The sequence below is a fragment of the Arthrobacter zhaoxinii genome, from assembly GCF_024385505.1.
GTDB classification, from domain to species: domain Bacteria; phylum Actinomycetota; class Actinomycetes; order Actinomycetales; family Micrococcaceae; genus Arthrobacter_B; species Arthrobacter_B zhaoxinii.
The window spans coordinates 54,422-72,086 of record NZ_JANFLT010000006.1 but is presented as its reverse complement, the minus strand read 5'-3'; the positions used below and the strand labels follow the sequence as shown (position 1 = coordinate 72,086).

Annotated in this window: 15 protein-coding genes; 8 read left to right on the top strand and 7 right to left on the bottom strand. The window is 66.8% G+C overall.

Features of this window, described 5'->3' with window-relative positions; genetic code table 11:
• Positions 1-175: 175 nt before the first annotated feature.
• From NNX37_RS11830 to NNX37_RS11805, 6 genes are all read left to right on the top strand, one after another.
• Positions 176-487 (top strand): hypothetical protein, encoded by a 312-nt coding sequence (locus tag NNX37_RS11830; RefSeq protein ID WP_255792942.1) that lies wholly within the window; start codon positions 176-178, stop codon positions 485-487.
• 39 nt (positions 488-526) lie between these two features.
• Positions 527-2,962, top strand: a complete 2,436-nt coding sequence (locus NNX37_RS11825) for a helicase-associated domain-containing protein (protein ID WP_255792941.1) — start codon at positions 527-529, stop codon at positions 2,960-2,962.
• The gene (locus NNX37_RS11820; RefSeq protein WP_255792939.1) at positions 2,955-4,601 is read left to right on the top strand and encodes a DNA repair helicase XPB; all 1,647 of its coding nucleotides are present in this window, start codon (positions 2,955-2,957) and stop codon (positions 4,599-4,601) included. Before NNX37_RS11825 ends, NNX37_RS11820 begins: the two co-directional genes overlap by 8 nt.
• A 116-nt stretch (positions 4,602-4,717) precedes the next feature.
• Positions 4,718-5,431 carry a response regulator transcription factor gene (locus tag NNX37_RS11815; protein ID WP_227913521.1) on the top strand — a complete coding sequence of 238 codons (714 nt, stop codon included), beginning with the start codon at positions 4,718-4,720 and terminating at the stop codon, positions 5,429-5,431.
• Positions 5,432-5,435: 4 nt separating this feature from the next.
• Positions 5,436-6,902: a sensor histidine kinase gene (locus NNX37_RS11810; protein WP_255792938.1), complete on the top strand. Its 1,467-nt coding sequence runs from the start codon at positions 5,436-5,438 to the stop codon at positions 6,900-6,902.
• A gap of 215 nt (positions 6,903-7,117) precedes the next feature.
• Entirely contained in the window at positions 7,118-7,408 is a 291-nt protein-coding gene (locus tag NNX37_RS11805) for a WXG100 family type VII secretion target (protein ID WP_255792936.1), read from the top strand.
• A gap of 174 nt (positions 7,409-7,582) precedes the next feature.
• Here the strand turns inward: NNX37_RS11805 and groL are convergent, their stop codons facing one another.
• From groL to NNX37_RS11785, 4 genes are all read right to left on the bottom strand, one after another.
• Positions 7,583-9,220 carry a chaperonin GroEL gene (gene groL, locus NNX37_RS11800; RefSeq protein WP_152272585.1) on the bottom strand — a complete coding sequence of 546 codons (1,638 nt, stop codon included), beginning with the start codon at positions 9,218-9,220 and terminating at the stop codon, positions 7,583-7,585.
• Positions 9,221-9,574: 354 nt separating this feature from the next.
• Positions 9,575-9,778 (bottom strand): cold-shock protein, encoded by a 204-nt coding sequence (locus tag NNX37_RS11795; protein ID WP_255792935.1) that lies wholly within the window; start codon positions 9,776-9,778, stop codon positions 9,575-9,577.
• Positions 9,779-9,982: 204 nt separating this feature from the next.
• Positions 9,983-10,618 (bottom strand): LytR C-terminal domain-containing protein, encoded by a 636-nt coding sequence (locus NNX37_RS11790; RefSeq protein ID WP_255792934.1) that lies wholly within the window; start codon positions 10,616-10,618, stop codon positions 9,983-9,985.
• A 67-nt stretch (positions 10,619-10,685) separates the two neighbouring features.
• The gene (locus tag NNX37_RS11785; RefSeq protein ID WP_407079970.1) at positions 10,686-10,949 is read right to left on the bottom strand and encodes a DUF3263 domain-containing protein; all 264 of its coding nucleotides are present in this window, start codon (positions 10,947-10,949) and stop codon (positions 10,686-10,688) included.
• A 166-nt stretch (positions 10,950-11,115) separates the two neighbouring features.
• On the opposite strand from NNX37_RS11785, the gene NNX37_RS11780 reads away from it, so the two are divergent.
• Positions 11,116-11,889, top strand: coding sequence for a uracil-DNA glycosylase (locus NNX37_RS11780; protein WP_255792931.1), 774 nt, complete (start codon positions 11,116-11,118; stop codon positions 11,887-11,889).
• A 29-nt stretch (positions 11,890-11,918) separates the two neighbouring features.
• Positions 11,919-12,782, top strand: coding sequence for a siderophore-interacting protein (locus tag NNX37_RS11775; RefSeq protein WP_255792930.1), 864 nt, complete (start codon positions 11,919-11,921; stop codon positions 12,780-12,782).
• Positions 12,783-12,838: 56 nt separating this feature from the next.
• Here NNX37_RS11775 and NNX37_RS11770 read toward each other — a convergent pair whose 3' ends face one another.
• The 3 genes from NNX37_RS11770 to NNX37_RS11760 all read right to left on the bottom strand — a co-directional run bounded on the left by NNX37_RS11770 (position 12,839) and on the right by NNX37_RS11760 (position 17,661).
• Positions 12,839-14,446, bottom strand: coding sequence for a threonine/serine exporter family protein (locus tag NNX37_RS11770; RefSeq protein WP_255792929.1), 1,608 nt, complete (start codon positions 14,444-14,446; stop codon positions 12,839-12,841).
• Between the two features lie 446 nt (positions 14,447-14,892).
• Positions 14,893-15,966 (bottom strand): lipid II:glycine glycyltransferase FemX, encoded by a 1,074-nt coding sequence (locus NNX37_RS11765; protein WP_255792928.1) that lies wholly within the window; start codon positions 15,964-15,966, stop codon positions 14,893-14,895.
• Positions 15,967-16,095: 129 nt separating this feature from the next.
• Positions 16,096-17,661, bottom strand: coding sequence for an MFS transporter (locus NNX37_RS11760; protein WP_255792927.1), 1,566 nt, complete (start codon positions 17,659-17,661; stop codon positions 16,096-16,098).
• Between the last annotated feature and the right edge of the window lie 4 nt (positions 17,662-17,665).

The window sequence follows — 17,665 nt, the reverse complement described above, 5'->3', positions numbered from 1 at the left end:
CGCATTGGCCCGCCAGGCCCGAAGCGGCGCCCGGATACCTGCAGAGACGGAAGAGATGGAGCATCTGCAGAGATACTACGGTGAAGTCTGTTCCCTTTAGAATATCCCCACAAGCGATTGGGACACCAAGGCCTCCCCTTTGTCCCGCGGTTTTCCGCTGTTAGCGTTAATCACCATGAGCAACACCTCGCCGGACAACGTCCGGGTCCCTGCGGCATCCGCAGAGCAGCAGCTGCCGGTCTCCCCCGCCTCGCCGGAACGCCGGCTTCCGCCGCGCAGGTCTCCGCTCCGCCGGGTCGCCGGCGTGCTGGCAGCGGTGCTGGCCCTGTTCGGTCTGGGGACGCTCGCGGCGGTGCTGCTCCTTTCCCTCCAGGGCCAGGCAGTGGCGCCGTGGCTCGTGGCCGCGTCCCTTTACGCGTTGCCCCTCGCGTTCCTGCTGATGGCGGGCCTGGTGATCGACGGAATCAGGCGCCGGCGCCGGGGCTGATCGGTCCGTTTTTCTCCCCACTCAGGTAACGTGGTGCTGATGTCCGCGATTCGAGCTTTGGCCGAAGATTTAGCTGCACGCAGTGACGAACAGCTGCGTGAATTGCTTACTGCCAGGCCGGACCTCGCGCTGCCTGCCGTTCCGGATTTCCAGGCCCTGGCTGCCCGGGCTTCCACGCGCGTCAGCGTCCAGCGGATTCTCGAAAAACTGACGGCCCCGGAGCTTCAGGTCCTCGAAGCGGTGGATCTGACCACCAACGAGGATTCCCAGCTCAGCACCACCGCCTCGTGGTTAAAAACGGCCATCGCCGGCTCAACCATCAAATCCCTGGACGTGATCCTGGGCCATCTGCATTCCCTGGCCCTGCTCCGGCGAGCCAAACCTCACCCCGGGGCACCGAAGGCCGATGCCTCCCGCCGGTTCTACCTCCCGGTCTCGGTCCTCGGCGAGGCACTGGGTGCCTATCCGGCCGGGCTCGGCCGCCCGTATTCCACCCTGGCGGCCCAGCATCCCGAGTTCGGACAGCGCCTGGTCGGCATTGTCGAAGGGCTGCGCGGCAGCGGGCTGCCGATAGAGAAGGCCGACACTCCGGCCACCGCCGCACATTCCCTGCATCATCTGGTCTCCGACCCGGCGGGCTGGGCCGCGCTCATGGAGGGCGCTCCGCCGCAGACCGCCGACTTGCTTCGCCGGTTCAAGTATTCTCCGGTGGGCACCATCCCGAAGAAGGCGGCCCTCGGGCGGGCCGTCCTGGACAACCCCTCCCCCACCCCCGTCGAATGGCTGGTGGCCCGCGGGCTCCTGGTTCCCCTGGACGCGCTCCACGTTGAACTTCCGCGGCCCGTCGGCCAGGCCTCGCGCGGGCACGTCATTGTCGCGGACTTCCAGCTGGAAGCCCCGCGGCCCGTCCCGCGCAGGGTCACCCGCAGCCTGCGGGACAACGCCGCGTTCGGTGCAGTGGCGGAAACCCTGCGCCTGGTGACGGAACTGGTGGCCCTCGCTGCTGAGAATCCGGTGGGGACGCTCCGCTCCGGGGGCGTGGGCGTACGCGAAGTGCGCCGGCTCTCGGAATCGCTGCGCCTGGACGGAGCCACTACGTCCTGGCTGCTGGAGCTGGCTGCCTTGGCCGGCCTGATCACGCTGGACGCCGCGACCTCGCGCTGGGGCGCCACCGAGGGAACCTGGCTGACCCAGAATCGTGAAGAGCAGTGGCGCCGGCTGGTGGAGGCCTGGCTGGCGGCGGACCGGGCGCCGTCCCTGGTGGGGGCACCCCTGCCGGCGGGCGGAGCAGTGAACGCGCTGGCAGCTGAAGTTTCCCGGCCGGACGCACCCGTTGTCCGCCGCCGGGCCCTGGAAATGCTGGCCCTGCTGTCCGACCTCGACGGACCGGGCGAAGAAGAAACAGTGGGTGCCTTCGAAACCGCGGACCTCATCAGTGCACTGACCTGGCACCAGCCGCGGCTGCAGCGGCGTTTTGCCCGCCTGGTTCCGGGCATCCTGAAGGAAGCGGCGCAGCTGGGGCTGCTGGGGTCCGGCGCGTTGACCGTGCTGGGCTCGGCCGTGGCAGGCAGCGACTATTCCCGCGCCACCTCGGTCCTGCGGGATGCCCTGCCCGCACCCTTGAATTCGTTCCTGCTCCAGGCCGACCTCACCGCGGTGGCGCCCGGCTACCTGGAGCCCGACGTCGCCCGTGAACTTGCCCTGGTGGCCACACCCGAAGGTCAGGGGCCGGCCACGATCTACCGGTTCTCGGCCGAGTCCGTGCGGCGCGCACTGGACGAAGGGCTCGACGCCGACGGCATCCTGGCATTCCTGCACCAGCATTCGGCCACGGAGGTTCCCCAGCCGCTGCGCTACCTGGTGGAGGACACCGCGGCCCGGTACGGCCGGCTCCGGGTGGGGGCTGCCGGCTCATATCTGCGCAGCGATGACGAGGCAGGCCTGAACGCCCTGCTGGCGGATCCGCGGACCGCTTCCCTGGGGCTGGTGCGGCTGGCCCCGACGGTCGTCGCCGCCGGCGTGCCCGCCAAGGAACTCACCTTTTCCCTCCGCGAGCTGGGGTATCCCCCGGCGCTGGAAGGCCCGGCCCGCAAACCCGTCGGCTCCCACCGGATGGTTCCGGTTCCGGCGCCGTCCTCTTCCACCACCCGGCTGAACCCGTGGGAGCTGACGGACGAGGACCTGGACCGGCAGCTCGCGGCGCTGCGCGGCGGCGGACCTGTCCCGCACACCGGCGGCGAAAGCCAGTCCCTGGTCAGTCTGGAGACCCTGCGCAAGGCGATCCGGACCAGGAGTTCGGTTCGGATGGGGGTAGTCGATGCCCAGGGGAATCAGCGGCAGGAAATTTTCGTTCCCTTGTCAGTGAGCGACGGTAGGGTCCGCGTCTACGACCCGCGCCACGACGTCGAACGCACAGTGTCAGTACACCGGATTATGGACGTGGAAATAGTGGAGGGTAGCCCGGCACATGGTTGACGGACCGTTGATTGTCCAGAGCGATAAGACGATTCTTCTGGAGGTCGATCATGAACAGGCAACCGAAGCCCGGCACGCGATAGCAGCGTTTGCCGAGCTCGAGCGTGCACCCGAGCACATCCACAGTTACCGGCTCACGCCGCTGGGCCTGTGGAACGCGCGGGCTGCAGGGCTCGACGCCGAGCAGGTGCTGAACACGCTGCTGACCTACTCCCGGTTCCCGGTGCCGCATTCGCTGCTGATCGACATTGAAGAAACCATGTCCCGGTACGGCCGGCTGCGGCTGGAGAAGGACCCCCAGCACGGGCTGGTGCTGCGCACCACCGACTATCCGGTGCTCGAAGAAGTAATGCACGCCAAGAAGATCCAGCCGCTGCTCGGCCCGCGGATCGACGGCGAAACCGTCGTGGTGCAGTCCGCCATGCGCGGCCAGCTCAAGCAGCTGCTGCTCAAGCTCGGCTGGCCTGCCGAGGACCTGGCCGGCTACGTGGACGGCACGCCGCATCCCATTCTGCTCAACGAAGACGGCTGGGCCCTTCGCCCGTACCAGAAGCTGGCCACGGAGAACTTCTGGGCCGGCGGTTCCGGTGTAGTGGTGCTGCCCTGCGGTGCCGGCAAAACCCTGGTAGGGGCGGCGGCCATGGCCACCAGCTCCACCACCACCCTGATCCTGGTGACCAATACCGTTTCCGCCCGGCAGTGGAAGGACGAGCTGCTGAAGCGGACGTCCCTGACCGAAGACGAAATCGGCGAATACTCCGGCGCGGTGAAGGAAGTCCGCCCGGTCACCATCGCCACCTACCAGGTCCTGACGCTCAAGCGGGGCGGACTGTATCCGCACCTGGAACTGCTGGATGCGAACGACTGGGGCCTGATCATTTATGACGAGGTGCATCTGCTGCCGGCACCGATTTTCCGGATGACCGCGGATCTGCAGGCGCGGCGCCGCCTCGGACTGACGGCCACGCTGGTCCGCGAGGACGGCCGCGAGGGCGAGGTGTTCTCGCTGATCGGACCCAAGCGCTATGACGCCCCCTGGAAGGACATCGAGGCGCAGGGCTACATTGCTCCGGCCGAGTGCATCGAGGTCCGGGTGGACCTGCCGCGGGATGAACGGGTGGCCTATGCCATGGCCGAAGACGGGGACAAGTACCGCCTGTGCTCGACGTCGGAAACCAAGACCGGCGTCGTCGAGCAGCTGGTGAAACGGCACGAGGGCGAGCAGACCCTGGTGATCGGACAGTACCTGGACCAGCTGGACGAACTCGCCGAACGCCTGGACGCACCCGTGATCAAGGGCGACACCCCGGTCAAGGAACGGCAGCGGCTGTTTCAGGAATTCCGTGAAGGCGCCCTGAGCACCCTCGTGGTGTCCAAGGTGGCCAACTTCTCCATCGACCTGCCCGAGGCCTCCGTGGCCATCCAGGTGTCCGGCTCGTTCGGCTCCCGGCAGGAGGAGGCCCAGCGGCTGGGCCGGCTGCTGCGCCCCAAGGCGGACGGCAAGGCCGCACACTTTTACACCGTGGTCGCCCGGGACACGCTGGACCAGGACTTCGCAGCCAAGCGGCAGCGGTTCCTCGCGGAGCAGGGGTACGCCTATTCCATCCTGGACGCGGCGGATATCGAAAAGCCGGTCTAAACCCGCCGCCGTTCCGGCAGCTTCCACGGATTTGCACCAGGTGTTTACTGGTCACATTCAGAATTCGTTCGGCGCACCTACAGACAACGTCCAGCTAAATGTAAGAAACTAGGCGGGTGAACAAATCGTCTGCACCCGAAGCACGCCTCCTCGTTGTTGATGATGAGCCCAACATCCGCGAGCTGCTGTCCACCTCGCTGCGGTTCGCCGGGTTCGACGTCGTGGCGGCAGCCAACGGCCGGGAGGCCCTCGCCGCCGTCGACTCCCACAACCCGGACCTCGCTGTCCTGGACGTGATGCTCCCGGACATGGACGGCTTCACGCTCACCCGGCGCCTGCGCGCTGCCGGACAGCACTTCCCGGTGGTCTTCCTGACCGCCCGCGACGATACCGAGGACAAGGTCACCGGCCTCACCGTGGGCGGCGACGACTACGTCACCAAACCCTTCAGCCTCGACGAGGTGGTGGCCCGCATCCGCGCGGTGCTGCGCCGCACCCAGCCGCTGGAGGACGACGACGCCGTGATCCGCGTGGATGACCTGGAGCTCGACGACGACGCCCACGAGGTGCGCCGCGGCGGCGTCACCATCGACCTGTCCCCCACCGAGTTCAAGCTGCTGCGCTACCTGATGCTGAACCCCAACCGCGTCCTGTCCAAGGCCCAGATCCTGGACCACGTCTGGGAATACGACTTCAACGGCGACGCCTCCATTGTGGAGTCCTACATCTCCTACCTGCGCCGCAAGATCGACCGCAGCCCGGACGCGCCGGCACTGATCCAGACCAAGCGCGGCGTAGGCTATCTGCTCCGTTCCTCGGAGAAGCGCTAGGACCTTGGTACGGCGCTGGAAATCCGCTTCGCTGCGGTCGCAGCTGGTCGCCATCATGGCGGTGCTGATGGTGGTCACGGTGACCATCACGGGCATCGCCACCATCACCCTGCTGCGGCAGATCCTGGTGGACCGCCTGGACGCGGACATTGATGCAAACGCTTCCAAGGTTTCGCGCTACCTGCTCGTCAACGAGCCGAGCACCGATGCCTCCCTGTTCCGTTACTACGGCCTCTATCTGAACGATGACGGCAGCCACGGCCCGGCCACCCATTCGGAATCCGCCAACGACATCCCGGAGCTGGGGAACTACACAGCCGACGACGTAGCGGCCATGGATACCGAGGGCTTCGACGTCCGCGGCACGTCCCCGACATCCAAGGGCTGGCGGGTGCGGATCTACGACTACCAGAACCTGCCCGGATCGGTTGCCGTGGCCATCCCTCTGGACTCCGTGGCTGCGGCCGTGGACGAGGCGGCGTCCCTGGTGTTTTCCGTCGGCCTGCTCGGGACCCTCGGCGCCACCGGAATCGCCTACTGGGCGGTCACCCGGCAGTTCCGTCCCCTGAGCCAGGTGGAGAAGACCGCTGCTGCCATTGCGGCCGGTGACCTGTCCCGCCGCGTGGAGGTGGGGAACCCCGCCACGGAGATCGGCCGGCTGTCCCGGTCCCTCAACGCCATGCTGGCGCATATTGAAACCGCGTTCGCTGCGCGCACCCAGTCCGAACGCAAGATGCGCCGCTTCGTCCAGGACGCCTCCCACGAACTGCGGACCCCGCTGGTGACCATCCGCGGGTTCTCCGAACTGTACCGGCACGGCGCCCTGCAGAAACCCGAAGAGATCTCCGCGGCCATGGGCCGGATCGAGAGCGAAGCCAAGAGAATGGGGCAGCTGGTCGAGGACCTGCTGACCCTGGCCCGGGTGGATGAGCAGCGGCCGCTGGAATACGAACCGGTGGACCTGATGATCCTGGGCAATGACGCCGCACTGGATGCCCGTGCCAGTGCCCCGGACCGGGACATCAAAGTAGTGGGGCTGGACGGCCACGCCCCGCAGAGCGCCCCCACCATGGGCGACGAGGCCCGGCTGCGGCAGGTCGTGGCCAACCTGATGACCAACGCACTGCGTTACACCCCGGCAGGGTCACCGATCGAAGTGGCGGTTGGAGTTGCCCCCGTCATCCACGACCGGATGGATGCGGTGCTCGAGGTGCGCGACCACGGTCCCGGCATTTCCGAAGACGACGCCGCACGGGTCTTCGAACGCTTCTACCGCGCCGATTCTTCCCGCTACCGGGAAACCGGCGGCACGGGCCTGGGGCTGGCCATCGTCGCCGCCCTGGTGGCCCAGCACGACGGAACCGTACGGCTGGCCGAGACGGAGGGCGGCGGCGCCACCCTGGCCATCCGGCTGCCCTACCGGGCACCGGAGCAGTTCCCCGAGCACCCCGACGACGCCGACGACCGCTGACCTCTCCGCAGGCTCCGGCTGCACCCGCCTGACGGCCGCGCAGGGGTGCGCAGGGCACGAGCTGGGGCCGGGCGGGGCCGGGATGTCCTCCACAGGGTGCTCAGCCGCCGCGGGCCGCTGCGGCTGTCCACATCCCCGTGCCGTCCCGCACCGGCGGCGGAACCGGCAGCCTAGCCTTCCGGGTATCGGAACCAAACCGCTACCAGGAGGACATCATGCCCTTATTTGCCGTGGACAGTGAAGCGCTGGCCGCCAAGAGTGCCGAAGTGCAGGGAACCATCGAGCGCCTGCGCGCCGACGTCAACGGAATGCAGGCCGGGCTGGCCTCGTTGAGTGAGATCTGGCGGGGATCGGCATCGGCCAACTTCCAGAGCCTCATCACCGACTGGCGGTCGACCCAGGCCCGGGTGGAGGAATCCCTGGACAGCATCAACCAGGCGCTGGCCTTTGCCTCAGCGCAATACGCCGAAACGGAGGCGGCGAACACGTCATTGTTTATGCACTGATCGTCCTGGAGCACTGGTCCCGGGGCGGGCGGCCACCTCCGGCACGGGTGCGCACCTGCCGGAGGGCACCCGGGCTGCGCCCGGGCCGTTGATGCGCGGTTAAACGAAAGCAGACGCGGCACCCGAAGAAGGGTGCCGCGTCTGCCTACGCTTTAAGCAAGAGCTGCTGAGGGCTTAGAAGCCGCCCATACCGCCCATGCCGCCCATTTCGTCAGCGCCGCCCATAGCGGGGGCCGACTTCTCCGGCTTGTCCGCAACCACAGCTTCGGTGGTCAGGAACAGGCCGGCGATGGAGGCTGCGTTCTGCAGGGCAGAGCGCGTGACCTTTACCGGGTCGTTGATGCCGGCAGCCAGCAGGTCTTCGTACTCGCCGGTTGCTGCGTTCAGGCCGAAGCCCTCGGGCAGGCCGCGGACCTTATCGACAACTACGCCCGGCTCCATGCCGGCGTTGAAGGCAATCTGCTTCAGCGGAGCGTCGATGGCAACGCGGACGATGTTCGCGCCCGTTGCTTCGTCGCCTTCGAGGGACAGGTTGGCGAAGGCCTTAAGGCCGGCCTGGATGAGGGCCACGCCGCCGCCGGCGACGATGCCTTCTTCCACTGCAGCCTTTGCGTTGCGGACAGCGTCCTCAATGCGGTGCTTGCGTTCCTTCAGCTCAACTTCGGTTGCCGCGCCGGCCTTGATGACTGCAACGCCGCCGGCCAGCTTGGCCAGGCGCTCCTGCAGCTTCTCGCGGTCGTAGTCGGAATCGGAGTTCTCGATCTCGGCACGGATCTGGTTGACGCGGCCGGCGATCTCTTCGGCGTCGCCTGCGCCTTCCACGATGGTGGTTTCATCCTTGGTGACAACAACCTTGCGGGCCTTGCCCAGCAGGTCCAGCGTGGCGTTCTCGAGCTTCAGGCCAACTTCTTCAGCAATGACCTGGCCGCCGGTGAGGATGGCGATGTCGGCCAGCTGTGCCTTGCGGCGGTCACCAAAGCCCGGTGCCTTGACGGCGACGGACTTGAAGGTGCCGCGGATCTTGTTGACAACCAGGGTTGCCAGGGCTTCGCCTTCAACGTCTTCGGCGATGATCAGCAGCGGCTTACCGGACTGCATGACCTTCTCGAGGACGGCAACGAGGTCCTTGACGTTCGAGATCTTGGAGTTGACGATCAGGATGTACGGATCCTCGAGGACCGTTTCCTGGCGCTCGGCGTCGGTGACGAAGTAACCGGAGATGTAGCCCTTGTCGAAGCGCATGCCTTCGGTGAGTTCCAGCTCCAGGCCGAAGGTGTTGGACTCCTCGACCGTGATGACGCCTTCCTTGCCGACCTTGTCCAGCGCTTCGGCGATCAGGTCGCCGATCTGCTGGTCACCGGCGGAGATGGAAGCCGTAGCGGCGATCTGCTCCTTGGTTTCGATCTCCTTGGCGGAAGCAATCAGTTCGGCGGTGACAGCGGCAACAGCCTTCTCGATGCCGCGCTTCAGGCTCAGCGGGTCGGCGCCGGCGGCAACGTTGCGCAGGCCTTCCCTGACCAGTGCCTGGGCGAGAACGGTTGCCGTGGTGGTGCCGTCACCGGCAACATCGTCAGTCTTCTTGGCAACTTCCTTGACCAGCTCGGCGCCGATCTTCTCGTAAGGATCGTCCAGCTCGATCTCCTTGGCGATGGAAACGCCGTCATTGGTGATCGTGGGGGCGCCCCACTTCTTTTCGAGGACCACGTTGCGGCCACGCGGGCCGAGGGTGACCTTGACGGCGTCGGCGAGGATGTTCAACCCGCGCTCGAGGCCGCGGCGTGCCTCTTCTTCAAATGCAATGATCTTGGCCATAACGGCTATCGTCCTTCCGGAACAGTCATGCTTGGAGCAAAATGTTGCATTCCTGGCTGGAGTGCCCGCGACGGACGGTACGGCTCGCGCGATCTCTTTACGCGCTCCCCGTTCCTCACCCCAGTGGGTTGCTTGTTCACTCAACACCGTCGGACATTTAGCAGTCATCCGGCAAGAGTGCTAAGTCAATAATTAGCACTCCCACACACTGAGTGCAAGCGATCACGCCGACATGATGCCGGGTTCACAGGGAACCGGCGGACCGCCGGCACGGGATGCAAAAGCAGCGGCGGAGCCGAGGCTCCGCCGCTGCCGATCCCGTCCCCAAGCCGGGAAGATGTAGTTCAGAGTGGTTTACAGTGCCCGGACTTCCTCGGCCTGCGGCCCCTTCTGACCCTCGCCGATTTCGAACTCCACCCGCTGGCCTTCTTCCAGAGTCCGGTAACCCGATGCCTGGATGGCCGACCAGTGGACGAACACGTCCGTTTCCGCCTCGTCGAGGGTAATAAAGCCGTACCCTTTTTCACCGTTAAACCACTTGACGATCCCCTGCGCCATGATGCTTCTCCAACCTCGATTCCAGATGCCGCCCTCCGGCGGCATGCTTGGACGCCGGAGGCGCCGGATCCGGCGCCTCTGTCGGTTCCCAAGGGAGGCCGAGGTCAGCGGCGCAAACCGGCTGGCATCACTCTAACCACGGTGATCCGGATCACCTACGCGGGGGTCAATAACGTTATGGTCTTTTTACCCGCCAGGCCCCGCTTATTGGTATTCGGGTCCCAGGACCACGGTGACGCTGGTGAAGCCGGGCGTTTCCAGAACCGGGATCCCCAGCTGAGCGCCGACTGCCTGAGCATTTGCTGCCAGCTCCGGCGCGCTGTAGTAGACGCCGGATCCCTGCTGGGGTGCACCGGTCCAGTTGGCCACCGCGCCCACGGACCATCCTGCAGCCGACATCCGGCCGGAAACTCCGGCGCCGAGGCCGCTGACGCCGCTGGCGTTGAAGACCGCCACCGGCTGCGTGGGGTCGATCGCCGGTACCGTCGGCGTCGGGCTCGGCGTCGGGGTGGAGGCAGCGGTCGGGCTCGGCGATGCCTCCGCCTCGCCCTCGTCAGTGTTCGAAGTTGGCGTAGCGGTGGCAGACGCGGCAGCGGTGGCGGTGGCGGATGCGGAAGCAGGCGCACCGGCCGCGGGGGACTGATCGCCGGAGCCGGCACCGATGCCCAGGCGCGGCAGGACAAAATAGGCTGCCAGGCCAATCAGCAGCGCGAGAACACCCACGGTGATCAGCAGCCCCAGCCCGGTCGAACGCGAGGGGATGAGGCGTTCGCGGTGCACGCCCTGCCGCGCCGAGGATTCGGGGACCTTGTCGAACTCGTCCCGGGGATATTGGCTCATAGTGGCGTTTCAATCCTTGTTCTGGTGGCACCGCATCCTAGGCTGCCAACGTTGGTGGGAACCGGCGCTATATTCCGGTGCCCAGTCGGCGGGCGGTACGGGCACGCTGGCGGGTCGTACGTAGTCTACGCAACCGCTTGACCAGCATCGGATCATGCGCGAGGGCTTCCTCGGTATCGATCAGGGCGTTCAGGACCTGGTAGTACCTCGTGGCCGACATCCCGAACAGGTCCTTGATGGCCTGCTCCTTGGCACCCGCATACTTCCACCACGCCCGCTCCAACGCGAGCATCTGCTGTTCCTGAACGCCCAGCGGGCTTTCCGGATCCACTGCGTCATCGAGGGAGAACCGCTCGGCTTCGGTCGATTCCGCCACATTCACTCCCAAAAGATTCCCGTATATATGTACCGCCCATGCTAATTGGGAATAACAGGGTTGTCATTTGGGCCAAGGACCGTGGAAGACACCGCAATCGGAGCGGTGACAAAATGGTCCGGTGACCACTGACGAACCCCTGCTCTTTTCCTACACCGGCGAGCCTGCACCAAAGACCCCCTTCCCTTTCGCCGCCCCCACCCGGCTCGAGGACCTCATGGCCCCCGACTGGGCGCAGGTCATGGCGCCGGCCAGGACGCGCCTTGAGGAAATTGCCGCCGAGCTGGAGGCGGAGCGACGCGCCGGGCAGCATATCCTGCCCGCACCCGAAAACATCCTGCGGGCCTTCCAGCGTCCTCTGGCCAGTGCCCGGGTGCTGATCGTCGGCCAGGATCCGTATCCCACCCCCGGGCATGCCGTGGGGCTGTCGTTCTCCGTAGGCAAGGGCGTCCGCCCGCTTCCCCGCAGCCTGAACAACATCTTCACCGAACTGAAGGCTGACCTGGGAATTGGTCCCTCCCCCTCCGGGGACCTCAGCGCCTGGGCAGACCAGGGTGTGGTCCTGCTGAACCGTGTGCTGACGGTGCGTGCCGGCGAGGCCGGCTCGCACCGGAAACGCGGATGGGAGGAAGTCACCGAACTTGCCGTCCGCGCGCTGGCGTCCCGCCGTCGTCCCGACGGCACACAAGTTCCCCTGGTAGCCATCCTGTGGGGCCGCGATGCCCAGGGCATTGTCCCGTTTCTCGGCGGTGCGCCCACGGTCGAATCCGCGCATCCCAGCCCGCTCTCAGCTTCGCGCGGGTTCTTCGGTTCCCGCCCGTTCAGCCGTGCCAATGAGCTGCTGGTACAGCAGGGCGCGGAGCCGGTGGACTGGCGTCTGGGCGCTGTACGGTAGTAAACAGGTCCTTCCCTAGGAGACACCCCATGCCAGAATCAATGACTCCACCGCGCCCGCCGGAGCCCGACGCTCCTGCTCCGCGGCGGCAGCGCCCGCTGCTGACCCTCGAGGTTCTCCGCCGGGAGCAGGTCAGCGCACATATGGTCCGCGTGGTTGCCGGCGGCCCCGGGTTTGACCGGTTCCAGCCCAACAGCTGCGCCGATGCCTACTGCAAAATCTGGTTCGGCCCGCAGGGACGCCCGATCGACGGCACGGAGGACCTGGACTCCATCCGCTCCCGCAGCGAACGCGAGCACTGGCCGGTGTCCCGCACCTACACCATCCGCGACGTGGATCTGCAGGCCCGGGAGATCAGCATCGACTTCGTAGTCCACGGCGACGAAGGACTGGCCGGGCCGTGGGCCGCCTCGGCCCAGCCGGGTGAGCCGTTGACCTTTTCCGGCCCCGGCGGAGCGTTCAATCCCGACCCCGACGCCGACTGGTACCTGCTGGCTGCCGATGAATCCGCCCTGCCCGCGGTGGCCACCGTGCTTCGCGCCCTGCCGCTGGACGCAGTCGGTCAGGCATTTATCGAAGTGGCTGGTCCCGAGGACCGGCAGCCGGTTCCCAAACCGGACGGGGTGGAGCTGACCTGGCTGTTCCGCGGTGACACCCCCGCCGGCCGGAGCCGGCTGCTGACCGAGGCGGTCGCTACCGCGTCCTGGCGCGACGGGGCAGTGCAGGTCTTTGCCCATGGTGAGCGGGAAGTGATGAAGTCCCTGCGGGACGTCCTGTTCAGCCACCGCGGGCTGGACCGCCGGCAGGTGTCCCTCTCCGGCTACTGGGCTGCCGGACGCACAGAGGAAGTCTTCCAGGCCGAGAAACGCACCCCGGTAGGGAAGATCCTCTAGCCGAACGCGAAAAAGGCCCGGACCGCTGCAGCGGTCCGGGCCTTTTTCGGTTCCAGCTAGCGCCGGCGGTTGCGGCGGTCGTTGCCGTTGAGGTTGCGGGTGAAGGGACGGCCCAGGTTGTCGCCCAGCACCACGCCGCCGGAAATGGCCAGGATGACGGTCAGGGCATCGAAGAGTCCCACCACGCCCTGGTACATCTCGTCTGTGCCGATGCTCAGGCCGTACATGGACCGGAAGATCGCCAGCCCGGGGAACAGGAACAGAATGGCCGGAACGGCTACGATCAGCTGCGGGGCGCCCATCCGCAGGGCCACGATGCGGGCCACCATGCCGATAAAGATGGCAGACACCGCCGGAGTCAGGCGCGGTCCCATGCCGCCTGCTTCCGCCGCCTGGTAGACCAGGAACCCTGCCACGCCGATCAGGACCGTGGGCAGCACCAGCTGCCGCGGGGACTGTTCGACAACACAGATGGCACCCAGCGCAATGGCCAGCAGCAGCAGCGTCACCGCGAAGGAATACTGGGACGACGCCACGTCAGTGACATTCAACCGGCCCATCCCCATCAGCGCTCCCATCACGAGCGCGACGGCGATGCCTGCCACCAGGGCGCCGAAGGTCAGGAATGCGGACAGGAACCGGCCCGACGCCGTGACCGGGAACCCGTTAATCGCATCCTGCACCGCCGAAACCAGCCGGCCGGTCGGCAGCATGACCAGGATGCCGCCGGCCACGACAATGCCGGGCGAAATCGGCACTTCCATGGACCAGAAAAGCATGGCCATGGCGGTGACCACAAAGCCGCTGGCCGCCGTCGTGAAGAAGTCCGGAACCCGCCACTTGCCCAGCACGCGCTGGAGGAGGCTGACCATCACAGTGCCGGCAAAACCCACCAGTGAGGCCAGCGGACCCCCGCCGATGAACCCGACAATGGCTGCGGCAAAGACGCCCGCGGACACCGTGACCGCCCAGCGCGGAAACGGCTTGGGCTGCTGGGTGATTTCATTGAGCCGGTTGGCAGCCTCGGCGCGGGAGAGCCCGCCGTCGATGATCTCGGTAACCAGCTGGTGGACCAGGCCGAGCCCGGCGTAGTTGTTCGTCCAGGAACGCACCACACGCATCACCGTGATGGGCGTCTGGTCCTTCGGAGAATAGTTCAGCAGGACCGACTGGTTCGTGATGTCCACTTCGATGCTTTCCAGCCCGAACGCCGCGGTCACCGCGATGATGGCGGTTTCCACTTCCAAGGCACCGGCACCGTAGCGGAACATCGTCTCGGCCATGCCGAGGGCGAGGTCCAGCGTTTTCCGGGCACTGGCATCCGGCCCGCCGCTGCGCACCAGCGGGTTGGCGTAGGGGCTGCCTGCCAGCCGCTCCACAATGGACATGGCCTGGGTGGGCGGGCTCTCGCCCTGGACCAGTTTGCGCAGCATCCGCCGCGCTGCCGCGGAGGAACGGTCGGGGCGGATGGAAGAGGAGCCCAGCGGTGCGGTTCCCGGCGGCACGCTCTTGCGCGTGCGTGCGGGCCGCTTCTCACGCGGGTCTGCGGTGGTGCGGATACGGCTTGTCTGGGGCCGAAGCTGCTTGGACCCCGCCGGCTGAACCACCGATGTGGTGGGGGGCGGGGGTTTGGGCCGGGTGCTGCGGAGCGCGGCAGTAGGCATGCCCATACCCGCGGGCGGCTGCCCCGGCCCTTTCGACGGCGGAACCGGGGCCTTGACGGCGGGCCGCAGGGACCGCGCGGCCGCACCCTGCCCCTGCCGGGTCGCTTTGCCGGGCTTTCCCCTCTGCGCAGAGGGGCCGCCGGCCTGCGGGCTAGCGGTCTGCGGGCTCCCAGGCTGCGGGTTCCCCGACTGCGCTTTGCCGGGCTGCGGACTCTCGGGCTGCGCGTTTCCCGACTGCGCTTTCCCTGGCTGCGCTTTGCCGGTCTGGACCCGCCGGCCGGACGGCACGCTGATCAGCGGAATGGGCCCGGCGACCGGGTCCGGATTCGGTGCCGAATCCCGATTCGATCCGGGCTTGTGCCCACCCGGATCGGAGGTGTTCTCCAAGGACTAGCCTTTCGCCTGTTCCGGGCCCTGCCCGGGTTATTGCCTGGTGTAACTGCTGCTTAGTAGAACGGCTGCTGGTGGCGGCGCCAGTAAATCTGGCGTGCCACGCGTTCGCCGATGGTGTTCCAGATCCGGTAGCGGACCGGATCCACCACGAAGTCATAGCAGCCAACGAAATCCGTGACCGTCTTTGAGAAACTGGTCTTGAACAGGCCCAGCCCGTGGTGCGGGTGGCTCTTGTCCTTGAGCTGGCTGCTCGGCGGTGTGCCGCAGAAGTCGTACTCGACAATGCCGCACTCCTTCTTGAGCTCGGTGATCGCAGTCCACTGGACCAGATGCGAATCCCCGTACTGGGACCGCCGGGGCTTGGAGCCGCCGTCCTTGTAGGTGCCCTTGTTTCCGTAGGCAATCACGAAGGCGCCCACGGTGGGTTCGCCGTCCTCGAACGCGAAGTAGAAACGGCCCTGCCCGGCAGCCACGAAGTTGGACCAGAACCGGTGGTAGTACTCGTAGGAACGCAGCCGCGCCGCGGAACGGTCCTCAATGTGGGCCATCAGGCGGTACATGGTCCGCATGTTCTCTTCGGTCGGCTCGACGCGGCGGACATCCGCACCCTCGCGGATGGCCCGGCGGACGGCATTGCGGCCGCGGGAGGAGAGGTTCTTGAGCAGCTGTTCCTCGTCCGGCGTGGTGTCCAGCAGGGCCGTTGAGTCATTGGGCTGCAGGTTGAACGTCTTGATGAAGCCGGCGCCGGTGAACAGGGCCTGGACCTCTTCGCTGTCTACGATGTCCGGCTCGACCTTGATGGCGAAGACCTTGCGGCGGGTCTGCTTGATGAACCGGGTGAGCGCGTTCACCACCAGCGGCACGTCTTCGGGGGCGGCGACGTCGGGCCCCTTGATCAGGTACCAAAGGCTGCCGAGTGCCGGAACCTTCTTCTCGATCGCCAGCGTGTACGTCGTGTAGTCGGGTCCGGTGAAGGCCAGGTACACGGGATTCCAGCCGTGGTGGGACTTCACTTCCGCGAAGGATGCAGACTGGAGGACATTGCCGCCGCCGGGGTTGGCAAGCACGTGCTTGTCCCAGTTGGCGATCTCCTCGGCAGTGGCCAGGCGTGCACTAAAATCTCGCAAAATACCTCAACTAATGGTTTGTTCACTGCATCGTTCTCAGCGCGTCTCTTGCAACGCACCGGCCCGCCGTGGATACGGCCGTCGAACCGGGTCCCAGTCTATCCGTTGCAGCACCGCGGGACCGAACCCTCAGGCGGAAGCAGGAAGGAACCAGCGCACCCGCGGTTCCTCCTCAGCCAGGTCCCAGGCATGCTGGATGATCTGGCGGTCCTCCCCCGTGGTGCGGGTCTGTTCCTGCCGCAGGTATTCGCGCCAGGTCGGTACGTCATAGATCTCCCGGAACTGGTCCTGATCGGTGACCGAGTGCACCAGCTCCCAGTCGGTGGCGCCGGTGCGCATGCGGGTCAGCCGGACCCTGTGCATGGCGTTCACGAATTCGTCGTTCCGGTCCGGAGGCACCTCATAGGCAATCAGGACGGTCACCGGACCGGCGCCGGGTTGAGGTTCCCCGCCGGACGGAAGATGCAGTTCCGTGCCGGCTACGCTCCGGTCGAGGTGGCCGGTGCCGGGCAGCAGCGGAAGCACCAGGACGCTGGCACCCGAAAGCACCAGGACCCCGGCGGCGAAGGCCAGCGTCGGAGCATATCCGGCACCGGTGGCACCGGATCCCCAGAACACCGCCCCCACGGCCTGCGAACCGGCGGCGACCATCAGGTAGACGGACAGGCCGCGGGCACGCACCCATTCGGGCAGCGTCAGCTGCATCGCGGCGTTCAGGGTGGAGAAGGTGCAGATCCAGGCGAATCCGGCGGGCACCAGCAGCGCAGCAACTGCTCCCGGAGGCAGGTAACCGGACGCGAAGGCCCCGGCGGCGAAGACAACGGCACTGCCGCCCAGCAGGGCGTTGTCCGGCAGGACCGTCCTCAGCCGCGGCAGGAGCAGGACTCCCAGCACGGCACCGAGGCCCAGGGCTCCGAGCAGCAGCCCGTAACCTGCCGAGCCGAGGCGCAGATGTCCGTTGACGGCAACGGGCAGCAGGGCATAAACGGCGCTGGCCGGGAAGATGAACAACCCGGACCGCAGCAGGATACGCCGGACGCGCGGGGCGGCGCGGATGTAGCGGATGCCCGCGGCGAGCGCCTCCCCCACATGTTCCCGTTCCGCCGGATCCTGCCGGGGTGCCCGCCAGCTGTAGATGGCGACGGAGGTACCCACAAAGGACAGCGCGTTGAGGCCGAACACAAAGGCGGGACCGGCAACGGCCACAAGCAGGCCCGCCACGGCGGGACCCACGGCGCGGGCCGCATTCATCGCCACGCTCCCGAGGGCCGCGGCCGCCCGGATTTCGTCGCGGGAGACCAGCTCGGGCGTAATGGCCTGCCAGGCCGGTGAGCTGAGTGCCATGCCGCAGCCGATGAGGAATGTGTACAGCAGCAGCGAATCGGGGTTCAGCAGCCCCAGGGTGGCCACTACCGTCAGCACAGTGGCCGCACCCGCAGCGAAGATATTGGCACCGAGAATCAGCCGGCGGCGGTTGAACGCGTCCGCCAGCACCCCGGCGATGAGGCCGAGCATGAGCGACGGCGCCAGGTTCGCCGTCTGGACGAGGGAGACCAGGGCCGGGTTTTCGCTGCTCTCCACGAGGAACCACTGGGCTCCCACGGTCTGCATCCAGGAGCCGATGTTGGAGCCCAGCTGGGCAAGCCACAGGATCAGGAACATCCGCCGGCGCAGCGGCGCCCAGGGTGATTCCATCTGA